Consider the following 20,691-nt stretch of genomic DNA (forward strand, 5'->3'; position numbering starts at 1 on the left):
CTGCAATTAAGGGTGTGCCATTAGGCAGCTGCAATAGCTGTTCCGGCGCATCGTAAAGGGCTGTTATCCCCATATTTTGCAGCATAATACTGGCATGGCTAACTGGGCTGCCTAACACACTAACCACCGCTAAGACTTCTGGAGTAAAGCCTATAACCATACTGGGGGTAACATCTTGAGTAATAACAATGCTGTTTTTAGGATAGCTAACTTTAACATTTTGGCCTAATAAAATATTAAGTACCCGCTGCCCAATATCATGCAAATCACTGGCACGGGCAGCTAAATAACTATTATTGCTGCCAGCCAGTTTATTTGCTTCACTAGCGGTAACTTTGTGCCAAGCAAAAGTGGCCGTTTTATTTTGTTTTATAAGGCTATACGCCGCTTCTTTAAGTAAAGGGTCTTCTATAAAAGAAAGATGGGTAGCCAAAATTTCACTAATTTCTTTATTTACTTTAGCCATTTCAGCCTTAATAGCGCTACCGGCTTGGCTTAAAGCACTATTAAGTAGCTTACATTCTGCCTCTGCCCCAAGAGATGATACCTCATTAATTTTATGCGGGATAAAGGCATAACGATACGCTTTCCCTAGAACTAAGCCCGGGCTAGCTACAGTTAAGGGTATTCTTTCTTCGGCAATAAAATTTAACTTACTATTACTAAACATCATAAAAAAAATGGCCACTAATGGTTAGTGGCCTAATGGGCTATTTTTTAGCTTTAATAAGGTTAGCAGCCTTTAAAGCATTTTTTTGATGAAGTTCGTTTAAAATACTGCTGGCAATAAACACCGATGAGTAACTACCAATAATGATACCAAACACTACGGCTATAGCAAAGTAATATATATTACCCATAGTAAAAATAATTAACGGTACTAAAGCTAAAATGGTAGAAGTACTGGTGGTAATAGTACGGTCTAGGGTGTTGGTAATGGCCGTATTAATTAAATGAGTATAACCATCGCCTTTTTTGTTAAGACCTGTAACCTCACGGATACGGTCAAAAATAACAATGGTATCGTTAAGCGAGTAGGCCATAATCGTTAAAATGGCGGCAATAGCTGTGGTATTAACCTCGAAGCCCATAACACCAATAAAACCCACCATAAATAAAATATCATGCAAGGTACTAAACAGGGCCGACAAGGCATAATTTAATTTAAATCTAAAAAAGAGGTAACCCGTTGTTAAAGCCAAAGCAACAATAATTACGGCAATAGTACCAATAATTAAACTTAACGAAAAACTGGCATCGATAAATTCGCTAAAAAGCACCTCAATGTTACCAAAACGGCTGGTTAAAGCACTATTAATATAATTTTCGGTATCGGTTCTAAAGCTAGCACTGTTATCGGTAGTTACCCTAATCAGGTAATTGTTGCCTTCGCCGCGCTGAACGTTAGCATTAATAGCTGCTAAAGTTTCACGCACTTCTTCGGTACTAGGACTAGCCGGTATAGCTATCGTGGTAGTCATACCGGCCCTAAAATCGATACCTAAATTAAAGCCGCCGTGCAAAACAAAAGTTAAAGTAAACATAGCTATAATAGCTACACTGCTTAAAAATAGGGTAAATCTACCCGCCTTTAAAAAAGGAATAACCTTACGCATCTTTTTTTATCCTCCTAAAACCAATGAAGACAGTTTTGCGTTTAAAGGTTTCTGTCCCAATATCAAACAATAAACGAAGTATATAAATAGAGGTAAACAAAGTAGTTACAATACCAGCAATTAAAGTTACCGCAAAGCCGCGTATGGGGCCGCTGGCCAACAAAGCCAAACAGAAGGCTGCAATTAAGGTGGTTAAGTTGGCATCGATAATAGTTAAAAAGGCCTTTTCAAAGCCGCCGCTTACTGCCGCCGCTCGTTCGCGGCCAAGCCGTAACTCATCTTTTATGCGCTGAAATACTAAAATGTTAGCGTCTACCGCCATAGCGATGGTAAGCACAAGACCGGCCATACTATTTAAAGTTAAAGTAAAGCCCATAAAAGATAAAATGGCTAGTAAAAATAAAAAGTTAAAGCCAAGTGTAATACAAGCCAATAAGCCGGCACCGGTATAATAAAGTAAAATAAAAACTAGCGACATAGCAACACCCCATATCAAGGCCTGCAAGCCGCGCCTAATACTATCTTCGCCCAAACTAGGACCAATACGCTGTAAGTTTTGTACGGTAAACTCTAGCGGTAAACTAGCTGTACGCAAGATAGTGGCTAAGTTGGTAGCCTCGCGGAAACTAAAGCCCGATACCTGCACGCGCCCACCGGTAATAGCTTGCTGTACACCGGCTACACTGCGTACACGGCTTTCCATAATAACGGCTAAAGCATGGCCGTTGGTGGCGGCATTTTCGGTAAGGCGGGCAAAAATAGTAGCTCCTTCACCATCTAAGGTAAAGTTTACTACCGGGTGCCCAAATTCGTCGGTACTAACTTGAGCATTGGTAATATGGTTACCATCAAGGCCTACCTCTTCAAAAAGTACCACATAACGCTGAAAGACATCACTACCAAAACTATCTTGTGTGTACTGACCGGCCACAATAAAACCTGCCGGTAATAAAGTAGTATCAGGAAGACGACCGGCCGCATCTATTTGATTAGCAAGACTAGGGTTCCCAGCAAAAACCTGTCCAATTTGCTGTGTGCGGGCATTATCTACTAAATGAAAAGCCAAGCTGCCACTGCCCATAATTAGGCGGTTGGCGGCATCAGGGTCGCTCTCACCGGGAAGCTCGATGGTAATTTGGCTTGTACCCTGACGGCGAATGATAGGGTCTACCGTACCAAATTGGTCGGCACGGTTACGGATAATAGCTAAAGCCGTAGCCATAGCATCATCACGCTCACTCGCAGTGGCCTCACGGCCAAACTCACGCACCAAACGGTTATTAAGCACATCAAAGTTGGCATTTAAGGTTATACTTAACCCCCCGGCTAAATCGAGCCCCAATTTAATGGCACGGTCGCGGATAGCTTTGGCGGCCATTACATCGCCGGCGTGGTAATCGGCGCTAAAACTTATTAAACTTGCCCGTCCCGGCGAGTAGCGCAAAATATCTACCGCTTGCGGATTACTAGGCATGGTAGCTCGAACGTTGCGATGATTTTGCTGCGCAAAAGGGATAAAATAACTTAAATTATCCTCCAGCCCGCCGCCAGCATTAGCAGCGGCAATTAAGCGGTTTACATCGGTCTCGGCTAAAGCTCTGGCCCTAGCCCCAATTAACTCGAGCGGCTCGTTGGCAGCCTCGCGCAGCTCTTCGCTGGTAAAAAGATACCACCTAACGGTAGGCATTAAAAAGAAAGCGGCCAAAGCCGTTATTGCTGTTACAATTAATAACCGTGCTAATTTATTCATAATTTATCCGTTATTCTGCCGATTTAGCTTTATCTTCTAGCTCTTTTTCGCGGGCTTCAATACTGCTGGTTTCAGTCTCTTTTTTTTCTTTTTTGGCTTTAGCGGCTGTAGCCGGGGCATCGCCCTCTACCGCACCAATGGCTTGTTTTTTAAAGGTTATTTTGGTGTTATCATCAACTTTAACCACCACATCTCCATTTTCTTTAATGTGCGAAACTTCGCCCCTTATCCCACCAATAGTGGTTATTTTATCACCTTTTTTAAGGCTGCTGCGCATTGCTTCTTCGCGCTTTCTTTGCTTGCGCTGCGGCCCAATAATTAAAAAATAAAGTACAGCTACCATACCTAGCAGCATTATCATACTAACCGAGCTGCCTCCAGCTTGTAATAAAGCAAAGTTATTCATGCGTTTTATCCCTTTTTTATTTAAACTATCTTTTTGTTTATCACAAATAACCGGCTTAGTCAATAGCTAACGGCTGTTTTTATTATAAGTAGGCCATTATTTAGCGGTAAATTTTTTGCCAACTTATTGTTTTATTTAATAAATTAAAAAATCATCAAGATAAAATAGCTCATCACTCTCTTGACGCCCTTTGCCTTTGGAAGGTATACATTAAAAGAAAATAAAGCTATTGTTGACGAAAGCAAATGCGTAGGTTGCAATAAATGCGCCCACCTTTTTTGCCCGGTTAGGAATTATCACTATATTAATAAAAAGCTACCGGCATTTTAGAATCACTCAAAGAGGGATTAACCGTAACTTATTCGCTAACCGACCAGCGTGTCATAGAGGTTATCGCTGTATTAAGACAGCATTATTGTAATTGAGGTGCGGTTCTATCAGCTAAATCAACCGTTATAAAGCTTTGTCTAGCCTCTATATTTATAACCATTAAAGGTTCATCACCTGCTAAATTTAAATTAACGCTGCTTTCGTACAGCCTACCATCAGGCAAGGTACGTAAAGTGCCGCCGTTAAGCTGAGCATTAAGCTTAATCGCTTGCAAACTATGATTTAAGCTAAGATTAACCAACCCATTATGGCTTACCAGCTGCATGGTACCGGCACTAACAGTGCTTATATTTAAGCCGCCCATCGTGGTATGGCCGCTAATGCTGGTTGCGTTGATAATATTGCTATTTATGTTATCTATAACAATACGGTTGTTAGTTGTAGTAGTCTCAATTAAGGTAACGCTGTTGTTTTGCCCCCAAATTTCGATGGTAGCGTTATGGGTAGTTAAACTAATTATCCTAAGCGGCCAGCTGGTCGGTACAAAAAGGTGAAGGCGGTAACGATAGTTAGGGCCATCGGGCTGCTCGCTGCGTAAATCTTCAAAAAAAAGCTCGTTATTATTGCTGGTTAAATTATATTCTATAGCAGCAGGTAAAAACCCTATATATTCTAAACGCAGCTGCTGTTCGTCGGTAAAAAAAAGGGCAATATCGGCACTGGCGGTGTTTAGGTTAATAATAGTTAGCGGTACATCGCTAACCAATAATTGGCCTTGTGGTGTTTCGTTAGGGGTACAAGCTAAGAGAATAATAGCTAAAGTTAAGTTAGTGATAAAAGCTTTCATTGATAACAAAAGTATAACACAAAGGTTTATTTTAAGCTAGAATGACTAAACTCATATTTCTAAAAGCAGTTAAAACTTAACAATCAAACCTTTTACCTCCTGCGAAAGAGACCATAAATAAACTAAAGAACTAACTATACATTGCCGAAAACGGATTTTAACGCAATAATCTTTAATAAAACATTTGACATTATTATAAAAGTAAGATAGAGTGTATTATAAGGAGATAAAAAATGAGGAATATTTTAACTATGGTTTTGTTATTAAGCTTAGCTTTATCGCTGCAGGCACAACAGAATTTGCGTGAGCTTGTAGTACAAATAACTGCATCTTTTGATGAGGATAACAATCAAGCTGGAACTGGCTTTATTTGGGTTAGTAATGGAGTAAACTTTATAGTAACAAATCGCCATGTTATTGAGAGAGACGGCAAAGTGAGCAATTATTTTAAAGTTGCAACTGCTCTTGCCGACGGTCGCATTATTATTTTTCCTTACTCTCTATTTGGGGATATATGGTATGACCGTACAAAACCGGAGCTAGACCTAGCCATAATACCTTTTTTAAATGAGGAACGCCCTTTTACTAGAGGCTTACCTATTGGCGGCAACGTAAGTGACGGTACAGCCATTTGGGCCGCCGGTTACCCATCATCATCTTGGCGACTTACTAATGGTGTGGTGAGTAATAGTCGTTTTATTATAGAAAACCAAAGATATATTGAACATACAGCCGAAATAGCCGGTGGTAACTTCGGTGGCCCATTATTAACACAAGATAGTAATGGAAACTTTACTATAGTAGGCGTTAATACCCGAAGGGATGATCCAGCCGTAAAGATTCCTAATAATAACAATAATCCTGCTATTACAGGCAGAGTTGCTGGCAATATTAATCAAAACTTTGCTATACCTGCTAGTACTTTAACTCAATTTTTAGCTACCTTCCAACGAGAATGGGAAAGAAGTTACAGAGACCCCGAATTATCAGATAAAATTTACCGTGTACAAATTGTACCAACCCAAAATCCAGCATCGCAGGCTTTAACAGAAGTAATCCCCCTATCTCAAAATTTATCAACCCAACCCAATGCCTCTCTTACTACTTTATTTCCCGATACTAATTTGCGTAATGCTGTAGCCCAAAGTTTAGGCCGTAATAGTAATCTTACAGGGCAAGCCTTAATTAATGCCTTAGCCGAGATAAGAGAGCTTAGGGCTGCTAACAAAAACATTAGTAATGCCGGCGGTATAGAGCATTTAACTGGGTTAATTGTTCTTGTGTTAAATAGTAACCGCTTAACTACTATCGACGTAAGCCGCCTTACACAGTTAAGCGAGCTTTATTTATGGGATAATCAACTAACTAGCCTTAATGTAAACAATAACACTAATTTAGCCTTGCTTAGTTTAAGTAGCAACAGGCTAACCAACCTTGATATAAGCAATAATACGCTGCTAAACTGGCTTGGTATTGCTAATATGCCCGGCCTTCATTTAAATGAGACTCGTTTACCTAATACAGTAATAAGGTAGTTTGGCTGTTTGCAGCTAACATTAAGGTAACTATAAATAGCTTCCTTAATTTGACTACTTTACGGCTAAATGTTATTATTTACTTATGCTTTATTCGCGCAGCCTATGGGTTAATTTGGCACATCTTTCGGTGCGTTTTAATTTATTTTTATTTTTATTTTTTTTATTGGGCTCTATAAACAATTTTACCGGCCCTACACAAACCTTATTAAGTTTTTTAATAAGATTCTTTTCTTTGGTGGCTTTTGCCAGCATATTAATGGTTTTTTTTCAATTATTTACCAATAAAACACGCAACAAACGTTTTAACTTTATGTTTAGGATAAAAATGTTTTTAATGCTGCTTTTTTCCATCTTTTCTTATTTTATTATCGATTTTATCAACACCATTTTAGGCAACGTTATTGGCGACCTTTAAAACAAGTTTATTAACTATTTATCGGCAAATTAAAATAATTTTAATTTGTTAATCTTTTGTTTAGCTCATTTACTTTCGATAATATATAAGTGGAGGGCTAGTTATGCTATTTAATATTAAAGATAAGGATTTTAAGAATAAATCTTTTTATCTTATTAAGTCGGGTGTTACCAAACCGGAGCAGCTGGCTGCTTATACTAAAGCCAGTTTATTGGGTAAAGAACCCTTAAAAAACTACCCCAGCAATTTAAGCAACCTTTCCTTGCAGCCTTATTTAAATAAAAACAAAGTTAAAAAAGAGGCCGTTCCCGCTAAAGCTTACCAGCAAAAAAAGATTGATTTTTTTTACATTAATGCCCTCGATCTTCATTGCTCCGTTATCAACAGCGTAAGCGCCTTTAGTAAAGAAAGCAGCCTTGATAGCGGTATCGTGGTTAATTTTTTAGCGGCTTAACGGCTTTAATATTTCATATGAAGCACCTTTAACTAAAAAAGTTTTATTTTAGTTAGGTAATTTAATATATAAGCACCTTCTTGATTAGCTAAATATATGGCTTCTAAATTTTATTAGCTTTACATAGCCGGTAATAAGCGGTATACTAAAGTTATGAAAAACTATGCCATCATTTTATCTTCTGGCAGCGGTGAGCGCACCGGCCTTAACCAGCCCAAACAGTTTCATAAGATAGCCGGTAAAACCATTATAGAACATACCCTAGATAGTTTTGAAAGGCATAACCAAATTGATGCCATTATTTTAGTAGTAGCCGAAAATTACTATGACTATCATCTGCAACTTATAACGGCTGCCGGCTACCAAAAGGTAATAAAAGTAGTTTGCGGCGGTAATAGCCGCCAGCAAAGCAGTTATCACGGCTTAATGGCTATAAATGAAACTGAAGCTCTTGTGCTTATCCACGATGCGGTGCGCCCTTTTATCCAAAGCACCACTATAACTAATGTGATTGAGGCCTTAACAACTTATAATGCCGTTGATACCGCCTTACCTTCGCCCGATACCCTTATTGAGGTAGATGGTAACGGTTTTATTAAAGCTATCCCACCACGTAAATATTTTATGCGCGGCCAAACGCCGCAGGGCTTTAAATTAAGCCTGATTAAAAAAGCTCATCAATTAGCCAATCAAGAAGGTAACACCACCGTAACCGATGACTGCGGCCTTATTTATTACTACAAGCTGGCTTCCATCAAAGTGGTGGCCGGTGATGACTTTAACCACAAAATTACCTACCCGGTTGATGTGGCTTTGGCCGATAAGCTTTTTCAGTTAAAATCGGTTAGTAAACTAAATAGTCAGCCGGAATTTTTAACTAACGCCCTAACGGGCAAAGTTATAGCCATCTTTGGCGCCGGTAGCGGCATTGGTGAGGCCTGTCTTAAGTTAGCCACTCACTATGGCGCTAAAGTTTATGGCTTTGATAAAAACAGCGCCGACATCACCAATGAAGCAGTCGTTACCGCCGCCATTAACAATATTATACAGCAAGAGGGAAGGCTAGATGGCGTTATTGTAACCGCCGCTGTGCTTAATATGGGGGCACTTAATGGCCGCAGCTTAAGCAGTATCGAGCAAGAAATTAAACTAAATTATCTAGCTAATATTATTGTAGCTAAGGCCAGCTACACCGCTTTAAGTGCCAGCAAAGGTTGTCTTATTATGTTTACCAGTAGCAGCTACACACGCGGACGGGCTTTATATGGCATTTATTCCTCTGTAAAGGCAGCTATAGTCAACCTAACCCAAGCCTTAGCCGAAGAATGGCTGGCCGCCGGCATTAGGGTAAATGTGATTAATCCTGAACGAACCCAAACCGCTATGCGCCTTAAAAACTTTGGTAACGAAGACCCCGTCTTATTATTAAGCGCCGACAAGGTAGCCCAGCAAACCTTAGCCACTTTAGCCAATAATAGCTTAACTGGCCAAGTGGTAGATGTAACCAAAAAGTAAAGCTGGATTAACTTTGGGTAACTATCCCTTTATAGATACCAACCAGAATTTTTCCTTAAAATAGCTAACTCTTCTACTAAAAAATATACAAAAAACATAAGTTATTAATTATGGAGCGGCTAGAGGGGGTAAATTAAAGTTTTTACCAACTATCATTTTGTAGATACCAACCGAAATAAATTTTATTTTTTTATAACCTCTACTAACACAATTAAAGCAAAGGCTCTATTATAGCTGCTATATCACTGTATATGGATTTTTTTTCTTGAATCATTGTTTGTTTTTTAATTTCTAATATATCAAGTTCTTTTACTACTTTATGCACTATATCTAAATCGAAGGGAATTTCAATGTTTCCAATAGTTTTTTTATTCAGAGTCTCACCTTTTGTTGCCCTATTTGTAGTATAATTCAATTTAGGTAATATATAGTACAAATACTTTTTTATTATCTCATTTTCTATAATTAATCCAGCAATAGCTTCATTTGTATATAAAGGCTTTGTTGTAATAGCAACTTTTCCAATGGATAACTTAAAGCTAAACAATAGTGTCCCTGATGGTAAAAGTTTTGAAGGTTTTATCGCTAAATCAGTAATTTTTTCTTCCGAATCATCAATATACATCTCATCTTTTATATCTGAAATTTTAACCCAGGTATGTCTCCCACCAAACCAGTAACCATCTTCATCTCTACTGGGCGTGAATCCGATAATAGCTTCTTTATTCTTTAATAACTCTTTTAGCTTAATAGTTTCTATAGATTTTTCTTTTTTTAAATAATTATTCATTGATAAATTATAATTATTAGATTTAATAATATCTGCATTAATATTAAATGATTTATTTGATGTTTCTTTCCCTTTCCATATTTGCCTTAATAGAATTAAATCATCATCTTTAATCTTCCTTCTTCCTTTTTTACTATCTGTTTTTTTGAAACCATCTTCCATCACATTATAAAACCATATTTTTTTAGTTTTACCACCTTTACTAAAGAATAATATACTTGTAGGTTGGCCAGTATAGGGTTTAAAGACAAAATTATGTAACATAACTACCGCTTCAATATTTGTTTCTTCTAATAAGAGTCGCCTTATTTTAATATATTCGCTTGATGTATCAAATAAAACACCTTCAGGAACAATTATCGCAGCTCTTCCATATTCATTTAGGCTATCAAAAACATGTTTAAGAAAAATGGGATTTGCGTCTGTTGTATTAAACCCATAATAAGAGCCAAAATCTGTCTTTTGAGAAAAAGCAAAATTGGTTAGTACAACATCATATTTCTCCTTAACAGGAAATTCTAGAGAATCTTTTTGCTCAATATTATTATGCCCATCACCCATAATAATCATATTCATTTTTGCAATTCTTGATGTAGTAGATATTTCTCTCCCAAAAACTGTTTTGTTTTCTAAAATGTCAATATTTTCTTTCGTGTTTTTGCATTTATTTTTTATATTTTTAAAAGATTCTATCAAAAAGCCACCTGTTCCACAGCAAGGATCGTATATGGTTTCTTCAAACTTTAGATCAATAAGTTCAACCATTAGCTTCACTATATGCCTAGGTGTAAAATACTCTCCCAAATCATTACCAACGCTAATAGAATTTTTTAAAAAATACTCAAAAGCATCTCCTTTAATGTCAGAGTTAGTATCTAATAGATTTCCAATTTGCGATATTTTATTGACAATATTTTTAAGATTATCTGCTCTATTAATTAAAAGCTTTTTATTAAAAATATCAGAAGAGTTATTATACTCTTTATCAAATCTTGGTAAAATAATCCTATTAATATATTCATATAATTCTTCTGAATTTTTATTTTTATAACTATCCCAGCAATATATTTGTTCTAACCTTCTTTTTTCACCATTTTCTCCTCGGCTCTGCTCTATATCACTAATTAACTTTAAAAATAATAAATTAGTAAATTCTGTAAAACGTTCTCTCCCCTCACTTAATCCATCTCTTCTTAAAATGTCATTAGCTTCTTCAAAAATTTTAATTAATTCAATTTTTGAATATATTACTTTTTGTTCACTAAATATTTTACTTCCATTTTTAATAAAAAGTTTTAATCTCTTTTCTGATAAAAAATCTGTGACAATATCAGCATTGTAATATAAATAGTCTTGTTCATCTATATGATAAGATTGAATAAATAGTCCATCTGTAATAAAAACAATTTTTATGTTTAATGGTCTAGCATACTTCGTAATTGCCTGAGAAAGAGCTTCGTCTAAATTTCCTCCTTGCCTCTTGGCTTCAATTATTGCCAAAGGTTCTAATGTAACAGAATCATAAAGAATGTAGTCTGGTTTGTTACCTGTAAGTTTTTTATTTTCTTCAATAGTTCTCGCTCTTTCAGTATATACATTACAATTTGCACTTGATTCATCTAAGCACCAACCGAGGTTAATTAACCAGTTATTAATTTTTATTCTAGTCGCACTCTCTAATGGCTTTGTAAGTTTTGGCATTGTATTATATCCTTGTCAATTATTTAGCATAATAGCATGTTTTTTGCAGTAATTCTATATTAAAAAATGAAAATAATAATTTAGTACCTATACCTAACTTTGCAAATTTTTAACTAAATAATCGGCAATCTTTTTACCTACCGGTTCGTCGCCCACAAGGCGGGCACGTACCGCAGCTCGTGCTTCAGCGTGTGGGTCGTGGCCTTTAAGCATTAAATCATCAAAGGTACCCATTAGTTGTTTTTCATTATATACTTTATAGTTAGCGCTTACCACCTGTTTACCTACTACACTATAAAGTTTTTCGTTAAAATATTGGCTTATAAGCTCGATAATAGGAGCACCAACCGGTAAATATTCGGCCAAAAACGAAATACAATCGGTTATTAATAAGCTGCTGCCGGCAAAAACATTTTGCTGATAGTCGCCACCCATATAAATTGCACCAAGTTTTTGCCAAGCCGCTAAATAATTATCTATTTCGCTCTCACTTAACAAACCTTCCGCTATAGTATGCTGCCTAAAGGAGGGATGCGGCTTAATTACCCACTCAAAATCATTTTGAGTGGCTTGTGCTAACTTTAAAATAGCCTCTCCGCTCCAAGTAAAACTTAAACGATTAGGAAAGCCTGTAAAAGTATGATGTGGAGCATAAATAATGCGTTTTTTGACAGGTTTACCGGCATTATTTACGGCAGTTACCGCTTTAATTGCACTATTTGCAGAGCTTTGCAGTGAACGGCTTATTATAGCCTCATCAAACTTTAAACTACCTAACCCTATAACATTTTTGGCCCCATATTTTCTTTTATAATCTTTTTCATAAAGTGGGCTCTCTACAAAATAACGCCACATAAAGGGCTGAAAGTGTGGAAAGTAATTGTTAGCCACATTTAACATATAAAAGCAGTAAGGCAAATAACAAGTTAAGCTATAGCGACTTAGCTTTAATGGCTCATAAAAAGGTAAGATATACCATGGCCTTTGGTAAAAAACAATATCCAGTCGGTAATTATCAAGAGGTAAAGCGGTAAAAGTGTTGATATCGTAAGCTAACTCTAATGGAATATTACGACCAGCAAAAAAAGCTATATTTTGCCGATACCAGTTAGGTATATCTGTGTTTTCGGCCTCAAAATTAAACGGAGTTAAAATAACTTTTACCTCAAAATTGGCATTAGCCTTTAAATTTTGGTATAAAGATTGCGCACTCCACAGCTCGTTTTTATTAACTAAAAAACCAACTCTAATCGGCCGCTTGCCGTAATCCTGCTTTAACTTAGCGAGTACAGTTTTACTATTTTTTTGCGCTTGCCTTACTTTTGGATAATAACGCACGCGACTAAGTTGATATTTAACCCATCTTGCAGCTTTATATATAAGCGGATTTTTACTCTTTACTAAAGCTACTTTAATATTCTCTAAATATTTTGGCATAAAATATTACCTCAAAACGTGGTTAATTTCTTACTAAATTTTTAAGCTGTTTATAAACAAAAAATAACGGAATAAATAAAATACCCAACTTAAAAAGCTTACAAAGTAAGGCCAGCTTTTGATAGTTTTTATTGGTTATAGGCAAATACAAGTTACCTTCATTGTAAAAAAATCGACAATTTTTACGCAATAAGTAAATATTAGTGGCCGTTAAGTGGCTTAAAAGCCAAAGAAAGCTAGCTAGCTTTCTTTGGTAAAGCTCTTTTTGTAGCTCTCTTTCTAAGTTACCGCTAAAGTTTTGCTTTACTAACTTAGCTACCTCATCGTAGGCCAGCTTAAAAATATCACCCTTTTTTTTATTAAAGCTGCTGGTTATCCCCTTAGAGCTATCTGTATGGTAATAGTACAAAGCTTTATTATAAAAAGCTACCTTAGCCTTGTACTTAATTAAAGCTGTAAAATAAAACAGAGCATCTTGGGTATTAAGTAACCTTGTATCGAAAGTCAGCCGATTATCGGTAATAAAACTCTTTCGCCATAGCTTTCCCCAAACGGCTACTGTATTCCAAATTAAGGCTACCGGATGCTCTGAAAAACTAAAAGATTTAGCTGAAATAATTTGCAAAGCTTCGTTTTGTACCACTTGCTCTATACCGTTTTTTAGTACGTCGATGTGTTTAAATAGTAGTAAATCGGCCCTTGTTTGCTCTATTTCGTTATAACTTAGCTCAAGGGCGGTTAAAACTAACTCATCATCGCTATCACAAAAGGCTAGGTAATTGCCGCCGGCTTTGCTTATACCCAAATTACGCGCCGCCGATACCCCTAAATTTTCCTGACCGTACACCTTAACCCTTGCATCATTTGCGGCAAACCCTCCCAAGATGGTTAAGCTATCATCACCACTGCCATCGTCAACGGCAATTATCTCCAGCTCTTTTAGGGATTGATTTATTAGCGAACTTAAACACCTTGCTAAGGTTTTATCAGCATTGTATACAGGCACTATCACCGAAACTTTATAACTCATTTTTTAACGGAATTCTCCCATTCTAGCAACAAAAGCAAAACCCTCAACTATCAATTTTCAGCTCTTAACTGATTTAACAACCCTTTTAAATGCTCTTCATTATACCTGTAATAAATATTTTTGTCATTAGTTACCGTTACTTTGCCTTTTTTACCATTTTTAACTTTACGCACATTTTTTAGCTGGCTACAAAGTATATCGGCCTCTTTTTCTGCTTTAGCTTTACTATAGTGCATAGCTAAAGCAGCGGCTGCTAAAAGCACTTCGTTTGGCATTTGCTTATTTTTTTGCTGCTTAATAATTACATAACCGCCGCTAAGACCGCGCACATGCAAAAAGGTATCGTTGCCTTTAAAGCCGGCCTTTAATAAAGACTCATTTTCGCTAGCGTTACGACCAACATAAAGGCTATAACCCAACACATTAAAGCTTAAACCTATCTTTAATTTGGTTTGCTTTGTCGTTTTTAGCTCCTGTTCTTTATGTTGTAAATTATTAACCAACTCTTCGGGGTTATTTTGATAGCAATCTTTAAGTTTTAACAGCTGGGTTTCTATTTTAGCTAGCTCACTGCCATGAAAAAGATAAGCTTTCTTTTTTTTGTGGTAAGTTTGGTAATAACTATCAATATTTTGCCGGTAACTTAAAGTATTATCTAACTCTATAGCTATAGTGTTGTTGTTATAATCTTTTAAGGCAATTTGTTCCGCCTTAGTTATCGGCAAGGGGTTAGCTGCCAAAAGTTCGGCTTTAAGTTTATAATCGTTGTAACTTTGCAACCTGTTAACCACTTTGACTAAGGCCTCTTGTTTAGTTTGTAACTTCTCTACAACTTCTCGGTAAAGTTCATCATAATTGATAGTTGGTACTACCTCTTTAAGCTTTTGCCCATTAACCGTTAAATATTCTTGATAAAGCTCTTGAGATAAAGTTTTGGCTGTAAAAGCTCTAATGGTAAAGTCTTTAATTGCTTCGCCGGCTTTAGACTGCGGCCACTTAAAAGACCGGCCACCTACTTCGCCACTACCCGGGCGGCGGTAAAAACAATCAATTATTGTATCGCTAGTATTACACAATAAAATGTTACTGCTTGCTCCCCACAACTTAATAATTAATTTATAGTTTTGCTCACCCTTAGTAAGCAAAAAAACCACTAGTCTTTCATTATTATATTGGTAAACATTATGTAAATAACTACCTTTTAAGTTAGCTTTTAAACACTCTTCAAAACGTAGCTTAGTTTTAACTACCGGCCAATTATCGCTTAAAAAAAGGGCGTTTTGGTTATTTTTTAAATTAATAAAGAGCCGTTTAGTTTGCTTAGCGGTTGGCTGATAAAGTTCTATCACTAAATTAGCGTAATTTGGCTGTTTAAAATTGCGCACAATACTATTAGTTAAGTTAAGCTCAGTTAATAAATGGTTAATTTCTTTATAATTTAAGTTCATTTTATATAAAATAATACGTTTAAGGTTATAAGCAACTGTTTCACGTGAAACGTTTAATTTACTGCTTTGGAGCGATAGTATTCTAGTACTTCAGTTATCTCTTCTAGCGTAAAATATTTTTTAGGTAGGATTATAGCTACACTAGTACTACTCATTAAATAAACAGAGTCGTTATTTATTTCTACTCTATCTACCCATTACGGTGTTACTTTAAGTTCGCTATAGTTAGAGTAATCGGTAATAAAATCTTTAGTGATAAATATTTTTACATTTTCATCTCTTCCTGCTGCAAGTCCATATTGCTTTAAAAATCCTTTTTTAAAAAATTACTCAAAAATACCTGCTACTATGCAAGCAATCATTATAACTAAACCGAAAATTATAACTCTACTGTCATAAATATTAATAAATGAAACACCAACATAGATAATTAGTAAAAACCTTACCCAATACTGATACCTCAAAAAACCCTCTAGTTGCAGTTTATCAGCAAAGTGATGTTGGTAGGTTATGTAATCGTCTGTGATTAAAATGTAGTCTTTTTCTATATTCATTTATCTGGTCCTTTAAAGTTAGCTATACTATAACATAGTTACTCTGCCTTAACAACTATTGGATTAGCATCAAATTATCTTTAACCACTACCTTAATAGTTTGTAGTTTTAAAATAGGGTAGGCCTCATTAATTTTTTTAAGGATTTGCCGCTGCATAAAGAGTATTTTATTTTTATAAACATTATGGTTGGTTTCTATAACCAAAGTACCGGCAGTTATATCATAAATTAAACTATTGGCTGCCAGCGAGCTATCAACAAAATCGGCCCATTTTAAAGATGTGCGTCTTTTGTCTATTTTATTCTCTTTTATGTAAGGGGTAACCAATTTTTTAGCCCGATAATAACTGTCTTTTTTATAATTATTGTACATACAGCTCCCCTTTTTTTACTTCGTAAACTAAGGCGTTAGTTAATTTACTAAAATGATTTTGACCCGGCAAAAAGGTAAAAAAAGCTTGGTTATAAGCCGGCATTAAGTTAATCATTAACTCTTTTAACTTGGCATCTAGTTCTAAAAAAACATCGTCTATCAACATAACCGGTTTAACCGGCAAAGTGGCACTAATAAGGCTGGTACTGGCGATTTTTAACACCACCGAAAGGGCACGTTTTTGGCCGGTACTATAAAAACCGGCTACCTCACCATAAGTACCGGTAAAGATATATTTATCACGATGGGTGCCATAAAGGGCCGTAGCTCGTTTTAGCTCGCTATCAAGCTTGCTGTTAAGGTAAACTTCTATTTCATTAGCTTTAAGACCACTAAATGGACTCTCTAATTTAATGGTAACCGGCTCTTCAAAAATATCTGTTAATAACAGCTGTAGCTTTTGATTAAAATTCTCTAAAAACCCCAAGCGAGTGGTTGTTATCTCCTCGCAATAACCTGCTAACTGCTGGTTATAAACTTTAACTAGAGCCGTATCAGCAACCTTTAAAGCTAAGTTTTTGGCCTTGATTAGTTTTTTATGTTCACGTAATAAACCAATATAACCTTCATAGATAAAACTTAAATTTTGGTCGATAAAACGCCTTCTTTGTTCCTGTTCCAGCTCGGCAAGGCGGATATCATCGTAGGCAAAAACTAAACAAGGAAAGCGCGTTAGTAGCTCCTTACGGTCGGTAATAGGGCTATCGTTAATTTTTATTTGCTTACGGCCTTGTTGCCAACTTACCAGCAGTTTTTCTTCGTTATCTCCATAATAACCGGCGGTAGCAAATTCCTTATTTTCGCTGCCAAGCTTCACAAGGTTAACATCATGCCTCTCCCTAAACGAAGAGGCCAATGAAAAGTAATAGATAGCCTCTAGCAAATTAGTTTTACCTTGCCCATTACTACCGGTAAATATAATGTGCTGATTATGAGTATTAAAGCTGCCGTTCTGTAAATTACGAAAGTTATAAGTATAAATGCGTTTGTACATAGGTATATTAAGATGTTAAATTTTACAACTTTATTTTAAGCTATTTTAAAGCTTTAAACAAGAGTTACCAACAGGTTTAACCTTAATTTAGTTACACATAACCATACAAACAAATATATTACCACATTAAAAACATAACTACCATTATTGTTACCATAAAACTATACGGAAGTATCCCTTGACACTGATTGAAATATAGTTTATACTACTTATACATTTTGGAGGTAGTATGACACTGTTTAACTTTAACACCTTATTTACTAATGAGCAAGACTGTATTAACCACTTTGTTAAGTTAAAATATCCTAATGGGCTTATATGTCCTAAGTGTAGCACCTCTGAAAAAGTGTACCGAGTGGCTAATCCTAAAATGGCTATTTGTAGTAATTGTGCCTCTCAGTTTTCTTTTTTTACAGGCACAATCTTTGAAAAGAGCAACACCGATTTAAGAATATGGTTTTACGCTATTATGCAAATGCTTAATGCTAAAAAGGGTATATCAGCTAAACAGCTACAGCGTGATACGGGCGTTACTTATAAAACAGCGTGGCGGATCCTCCATAAAATCCGTGAGGCTATGGGTAATACCACTAACGATAAGCTCTTTGAGGCCATTGTGGAGATTGACGAAACTTACATAGGCGGTAAACCTCGTAAAAAGAATAAAGGCAACGATGATGATAACCCACCTAAAGTTGCACCGCCTAAAAATAAGCGTGGCAGAGGCACTAAGAAAACTCCTGTCGTGGGTGTGAAGGAGCGTAATAGCAAGCAGGTTTATGCTGTAGTAGCTATGCCTGATAAAGACGGCAAGAAGTTATCGGGCAAACAACTCTTTAATATACTCGATAAAGTTTGTAAAGCCGATACAACAGTTATTACTGATGACTTTAGGAGTTACAATATCCTTGATAAGCAAAATAGCCCATTTATTCATTTAACAGTTAATCATAGCATAGGGCAGTTTTCTGATAGCAAAGGCACGCATACTAACGGCATAGAGAGTTTTTGGGCAGTGTTAAAGCGTGGTATCTATGGCATGTATCATAGTATATCACTTAAATATATGCAAAAGTATATCAATGAGTTTTGCTTTAGAGCGAATAACAGGGAGAATAAAAACGCTTTTAATACTTTATTAGGGTTGTGTTAAGGAAGATAAAGAGAGGAATTTATGATTGAAAGAGATATTTTAATAGCATTATTTACGGCATTGATGGTTACAGGCACGGCAATTATTGTCTTAATATGCACTCTTAGAAGTAATAAGAAAATGCAGAAAGCTAATAATAACTTCCAAAGTTCATTAATAGCAGAGAGAAATATCACTGAAAAGATTAATAGAGAAAAACAAGTAATAACTGAAGCGTATAATTCGCTCCAAGAGTTTTTATTTATAGGAGAAAGAATAAAAGCTAGAAATAAGGAAGATTTTCAGTCATGTGTAGAGCAAATAAATAAACTTTATGTCTTGTTTAGGCAATCTATCAATAACATGAGATTTAATACCAATATCTATCAGGATAGAAAAAAGTGTATAGGTTGTACTTTGGGTGATATTAAAATGCAAGGCGACCTTGCAAGAGCTATGAAAAATTTACGAGAAATTATTATAGAGATTGATAAAGAAATAAGTTACGCTTTCTCTTTCTTGTATTTAACTTTAGATGATACATCAGACACCATTGAGCTAAACAGACAACAGGGCAATATGGGGAAAATAGTTAAAAACTATAGAAGAATAAATGAATTAAGCAAAGATGATAATGAAATTCAAGAGAATATTAAAGAAATCGATAAGTTAATACCACTAATAGAAAACACTAAAGAACAAGTTGAAAATAAAATTAAAATTATTGCTGAAAATAATACTCAAGCTCGCACTAAAATAAGCGATATTATTTCAAATAATATGCCACCATTAAATAAAGCGATTTATGAGTATTTTGATATATATCATGAATATACTAGACAAGTTACAGAATATATCAAGCATAAAGGCTCCATTAGCAGTAATTGTAAGAAATATTGTACTAATTATGATGGTAGCAAAACTAATTAAGGAGTTTAGTGAATGTTAAGTTACATTAGTTTATTTAGTAGTGCTGGGGTTGGTTGTTATGGCTTTAAAGAGGCTGGCTTTCAATGTGTAGCAACCAATGAACTTTTGCCTAAAAGATTAAAAATACAGCAATATAATAAGAAATGCAAGTACAAAAGCGGTTACATAGCTGGCGATATTACAGATAGTAATATTAAGGAGGCTATTTTTAACGAACTTGAATACTGGCAAAAACATGAGAATTTAAAAGAACTAGATGTGTTAATTGCTACGCACCTTGCCAAGGTATGTCAGTGGCCAACCATAAAAAGAAAGATGAAATAGGGCGTAATTCGCTAGTGATATACTCTATTGAGCTTGTTAGAGATATTAAACCACGATTTTTTATTTTTGAAAATGTTAAAGCTTTTTTAAAAACCACCTGTACTAATATTAATGGGCAAAATGTAACTATAAATGAAGCTATTGATAATCATTTAGCAGGTATTTATAATATTGAAAAGCAAGTTATTAACTTTAAAGATTATGGTTCAAACTCTAATAGAACACGAACTTTAGTTATTGGTGTACGAAAAGATTTAAAAGATATAACTCCTTATGATATATTTCCTAGTAAAGAGCAAGAAAAAACCATTAAAGAAGTTATAGGCCATTATGACCCATTAAAAACAATGGGTGAAATATCGCCCAACAATATATATCATCACTTTAGAAAGTATGATCAATCAATGTTAGAATGGATTAAAGATATTAGAGAGGGAGAATCAGCTTTTGATAACACAAACCCTAAAAAAATTCCACACAGAGTAGTTAATGGTCAAATCATTTACAACAAAAACAAGAATGGAGACAAGTATAAAAGATGTTGGTGGGATAAAGTGGCTCCTTGTATTCACACCCGTAATGATATTTTAGCTAGTCAAGCTACAATTCACCCTGCGGATAATCGTGTTTTTAGTATACATGAACTTATGACCTTAATGACTATCCCTGATACATTTAAATGGTCAGAGTTAAGCTTTGATGAGCTTAATGAGCTATCATTTACCGAAAAGGAGTTATTTCTCAAGAAAGAAGCTATAAATATTAGGCAATCTATAGGCGAAGCCGTACCTACTATTATCTTTAAAAAGATTGCTAATAACATCATTAAAGTAAGCGATAAAACTATAACTAATAGAAGAGCTAAAGAGTTAGTTAAAAAAGAAGAGCTTAGCGATAATTTTGATAGGTTATATCAGTTTACAGAAAAGAATAAAAGCTATTATGACTTAATATCATTAACTAAAATAGCAGAGTTTGCTAATGCAGAGCGTGATAGTTTAGCCGCTTTTTATACTCCTCAGAGTATTAGTTTTTCTCTATTGAAAG

18 protein-coding genes and 1 pseudogene are annotated in these 20,691 nt (G+C 35.5%); 7 read left to right on the forward strand and 12 right to left on the reverse strand.

The window, feature by feature from the left end:
- The 5 genes from FWE37_04495 to FWE37_04515 all read right to left on the reverse strand — a co-directional run.
- Window positions 1-688, reverse strand: a 688-nt coding sequence (locus tag FWE37_04495) for a PEP-utilizing enzyme (protein ID MCL2520247.1), incomplete at its 3' end; no start/stop codon positions are given.
- Between the two features lie 22 nt (window positions 689-710).
- Window positions 711-1,616 (reverse strand): protein translocase subunit SecF, encoded by a 906-nt coding sequence (secF, locus tag FWE37_04500; protein MCL2520248.1) that lies wholly within the window; start codon window positions 1,614-1,616, stop codon window positions 711-713.
- Entirely contained in the window at window positions 1,609-3,366 is a 1,758-nt protein-coding gene (gene secD / locus FWE37_04505; GenBank protein MCL2520249.1) for a protein translocase subunit SecD, read from the reverse strand. Before secD ends, secF begins: the two co-directional genes overlap by 8 nt.
- Window positions 3,367-3,376: 10 nt before the next feature.
- Entirely contained in the window at window positions 3,377-3,772 is a 396-nt protein-coding gene (gene yajC, locus FWE37_04510; GenBank protein ID MCL2520250.1) for a preprotein translocase subunit YajC, read from the reverse strand.
- A gap of 412 nt (window positions 3,773-4,184) precedes the next feature.
- A complete protein-coding gene (locus FWE37_04515) occupies window positions 4,185-4,949 on the reverse strand; it encodes a hypothetical protein (protein MCL2520251.1) in 765 nt (254 codons plus the stop codon).
- 233 nt (window positions 4,950-5,182) lie between these two features.
- On the opposite strand from FWE37_04515, the gene FWE37_04520 reads away from it, so the two are divergent.
- From FWE37_04520 to ispD, 4 genes are all read left to right on the forward strand, one after another.
- Entirely contained in the window at window positions 5,183-6,484 is a 1,302-nt protein-coding gene (locus FWE37_04520) for a trypsin-like peptidase domain-containing protein (GenBank protein MCL2520252.1), read from the forward strand.
- An 85-nt stretch (window positions 6,485-6,569) separates the two neighbouring features.
- The gene (locus FWE37_04525) at window positions 6,570-6,902 is read left to right on the forward strand and encodes a hypothetical protein (GenBank protein ID MCL2520253.1); all 333 of its coding nucleotides are present in this window, start codon (window positions 6,570-6,572) and stop codon (window positions 6,900-6,902) included.
- A gap of 103 nt (window positions 6,903-7,005) precedes the next feature.
- Window positions 7,006-7,356 carry a hypothetical protein gene (locus FWE37_04530; GenBank protein ID MCL2520254.1) on the forward strand — a complete coding sequence of 117 codons (351 nt, stop codon included), beginning with the start codon at window positions 7,006-7,008 and terminating at the stop codon, window positions 7,354-7,356.
- Window positions 7,357-7,509: 153 nt separating this feature from the next.
- Window positions 7,510-8,871 carry a 2-C-methyl-D-erythritol 4-phosphate cytidylyltransferase gene (gene ispD / locus FWE37_04535; GenBank protein MCL2520255.1) on the forward strand — a complete coding sequence of 454 codons (1,362 nt, stop codon included), beginning with the start codon at window positions 7,510-7,512 and terminating at the stop codon, window positions 8,869-8,871.
- 211 nt (window positions 8,872-9,082) lie between these two features.
- On the opposite strand, the gene FWE37_04540 is transcribed toward ispD, so the two are convergent.
- From FWE37_04540 to recF, 7 genes are all read right to left on the reverse strand, one after another.
- Window positions 9,083-11,362 (reverse strand): N-6 DNA methylase, encoded by a 2,280-nt coding sequence (locus FWE37_04540; protein ID MCL2520256.1) that lies wholly within the window; start codon window positions 11,360-11,362, stop codon window positions 9,083-9,085.
- 93 nt (window positions 11,363-11,455) lie between these two features.
- A complete protein-coding gene (locus FWE37_04545) occupies window positions 11,456-12,799 on the reverse strand; it encodes a hypothetical protein (GenBank protein MCL2520257.1) in 1,344 nt (447 codons plus the stop codon).
- Between the two features lie 22 nt (window positions 12,800-12,821).
- Window positions 12,822-13,829 (reverse strand): glycosyltransferase, encoded by a 1,008-nt coding sequence (locus FWE37_04550; protein ID MCL2520258.1) that lies wholly within the window; start codon window positions 13,827-13,829, stop codon window positions 12,822-12,824.
- A 50-nt stretch (window positions 13,830-13,879) separates the two neighbouring features.
- A complete protein-coding gene (locus FWE37_04555) occupies window positions 13,880-15,277 on the reverse strand; it encodes an NFACT RNA binding domain-containing protein (GenBank protein MCL2520259.1) in 1,398 nt (465 codons plus the stop codon).
- A gap of 326 nt (window positions 15,278-15,603) precedes the next feature.
- A complete protein-coding gene (locus FWE37_04560) occupies window positions 15,604-15,831 on the reverse strand; it encodes a hypothetical protein (protein ID MCL2520260.1) in 228 nt (75 codons plus the stop codon).
- Window positions 15,832-15,886: 55 nt separating this feature from the next.
- Window positions 15,887-16,204, reverse strand: coding sequence for a DUF721 domain-containing protein (locus FWE37_04565; GenBank protein ID MCL2520261.1), 318 nt, complete (start codon window positions 16,202-16,204; stop codon window positions 15,887-15,889).
- On the reverse strand, window positions 16,194-17,258 hold the full coding sequence (gene recF, locus FWE37_04570) for a DNA replication and repair protein RecF (GenBank protein MCL2520262.1): 1,065 nt from the start codon (window positions 17,256-17,258) through the stop codon (window positions 16,194-16,196). The genes FWE37_04565 and recF overlap by 11 nt, the downstream gene beginning before the upstream one ends.
- Before the next feature lie 229 nt (window positions 17,259-17,487).
- Here recF and FWE37_04575 point away from each other — a divergent pair, with 229 nt between their 5' ends.
- The 3 genes and pseudogenes from FWE37_04575 (at window position 17,488) to FWE37_04585 (ending at window position 20,691) form a co-directional block, all read left to right on the forward strand.
- Window positions 17,488-18,411, forward strand: coding sequence for an IS1595 family transposase (locus FWE37_04575; protein MCL2520263.1), 924 nt, complete (start codon window positions 17,488-17,490; stop codon window positions 18,409-18,411).
- 21 nt (window positions 18,412-18,432) lie between these two features.
- The gene (locus FWE37_04580; GenBank protein MCL2520264.1) at window positions 18,433-19,320 is read left to right on the forward strand and encodes a hypothetical protein; all 888 of its coding nucleotides are present in this window, start codon (window positions 18,433-18,435) and stop codon (window positions 19,318-19,320) included.
- Window positions 19,321-19,332: 12 nt separating this feature from the next.
- Window positions 19,333-20,691, forward strand: a pseudogene (locus tag FWE37_04585) (DNA cytosine methyltransferase).

This window comes from Spirochaetaceae bacterium, from assembly GCA_009784515.1.
Classification (GTDB): Bacteria; Spirochaetota; Spirochaetia; order WRBN01; family WRBN01; genus WRBN01.

Excerpts from the sequence above, each read along its gene's own strand:
- secF (MCL2520248.1), bottom strand. The coding sequence starts at position 1,616 with ATGCGTAAGGTTATTCCTTTTTTAAAGGCGGGTAGATTTACCCTATTT.
- secD (MCL2520249.1), bottom strand. The coding sequence starts at position 3,366 with ATGAATAAATTAGCACGGTTATTAATTGTAACAGCAATAACGGCTTTG.
- yajC (MCL2520250.1), bottom strand. The coding sequence starts at position 3,772 with ATGAATAACTTTGCTTTATTACAAGCTGGAGGCAGCTCGGTTAGTATG.
- FWE37_04515 (MCL2520251.1), bottom strand. The coding sequence starts at position 4,949 with ATGAAAGCTTTTATCACTAACTTAACTTTAGCTATTATTCTCTTAGCT.
- FWE37_04520 (MCL2520252.1), top strand. The coding sequence starts at position 5,183 with ATGAGGAATATTTTAACTATGGTTTTGTTATTAAGCTTAGCTTTATCG.
- FWE37_04525 (MCL2520253.1), top strand. The coding sequence starts at position 6,570 with ATGCTTTATTCGCGCAGCCTATGGGTTAATTTGGCACATCTTTCGGTG.
- FWE37_04530 (MCL2520254.1), top strand. The coding sequence starts at position 7,006 with ATGCTATTTAATATTAAAGATAAGGATTTTAAGAATAAATCTTTTTAT.
- ispD (MCL2520255.1), top strand. The coding sequence starts at position 7,510 with ATGAAAAACTATGCCATCATTTTATCTTCTGGCAGCGGTGAGCGCACC.
- FWE37_04540 (MCL2520256.1), bottom strand. The coding sequence starts at position 11,362 with ATGCCAAAACTTACAAAGCCATTAGAGAGTGCGACTAGAATAAAAATT.
- FWE37_04545 (MCL2520257.1), bottom strand. The coding sequence starts at position 12,799 with ATGCCAAAATATTTAGAGAATATTAAAGTAGCTTTAGTAAAGAGTAAA.
- FWE37_04550 (MCL2520258.1), bottom strand. The coding sequence starts at position 13,829 with ATGAGTTATAAAGTTTCGGTGATAGTGCCTGTATACAATGCTGATAAA.
- FWE37_04555 (MCL2520259.1), bottom strand. The coding sequence starts at position 15,277 with ATGAACTTAAATTATAAAGAAATTAACCATTTATTAACTGAGCTTAAC.
- FWE37_04560 (MCL2520260.1), bottom strand. The coding sequence starts at position 15,831 with ATGAATATAGAAAAAGACTACATTTTAATCACAGACGATTACATAACC.
- FWE37_04565 (MCL2520261.1), bottom strand. The coding sequence starts at position 16,204 with ATGTACAATAATTATAAAAAAGACAGTTATTATCGGGCTAAAAAATTG.
- recF (MCL2520262.1), bottom strand. The coding sequence starts at position 17,258 with ATGTACAAACGCATTTATACTTATAACTTTCGTAATTTACAGAACGGC.
- FWE37_04575 (MCL2520263.1), top strand. The coding sequence starts at position 17,488 with ATGACACTGTTTAACTTTAACACCTTATTTACTAATGAGCAAGACTGT.
- FWE37_04580 (MCL2520264.1), top strand. The coding sequence starts at position 18,433 with ATGATTGAAAGAGATATTTTAATAGCATTATTTACGGCATTGATGGTT.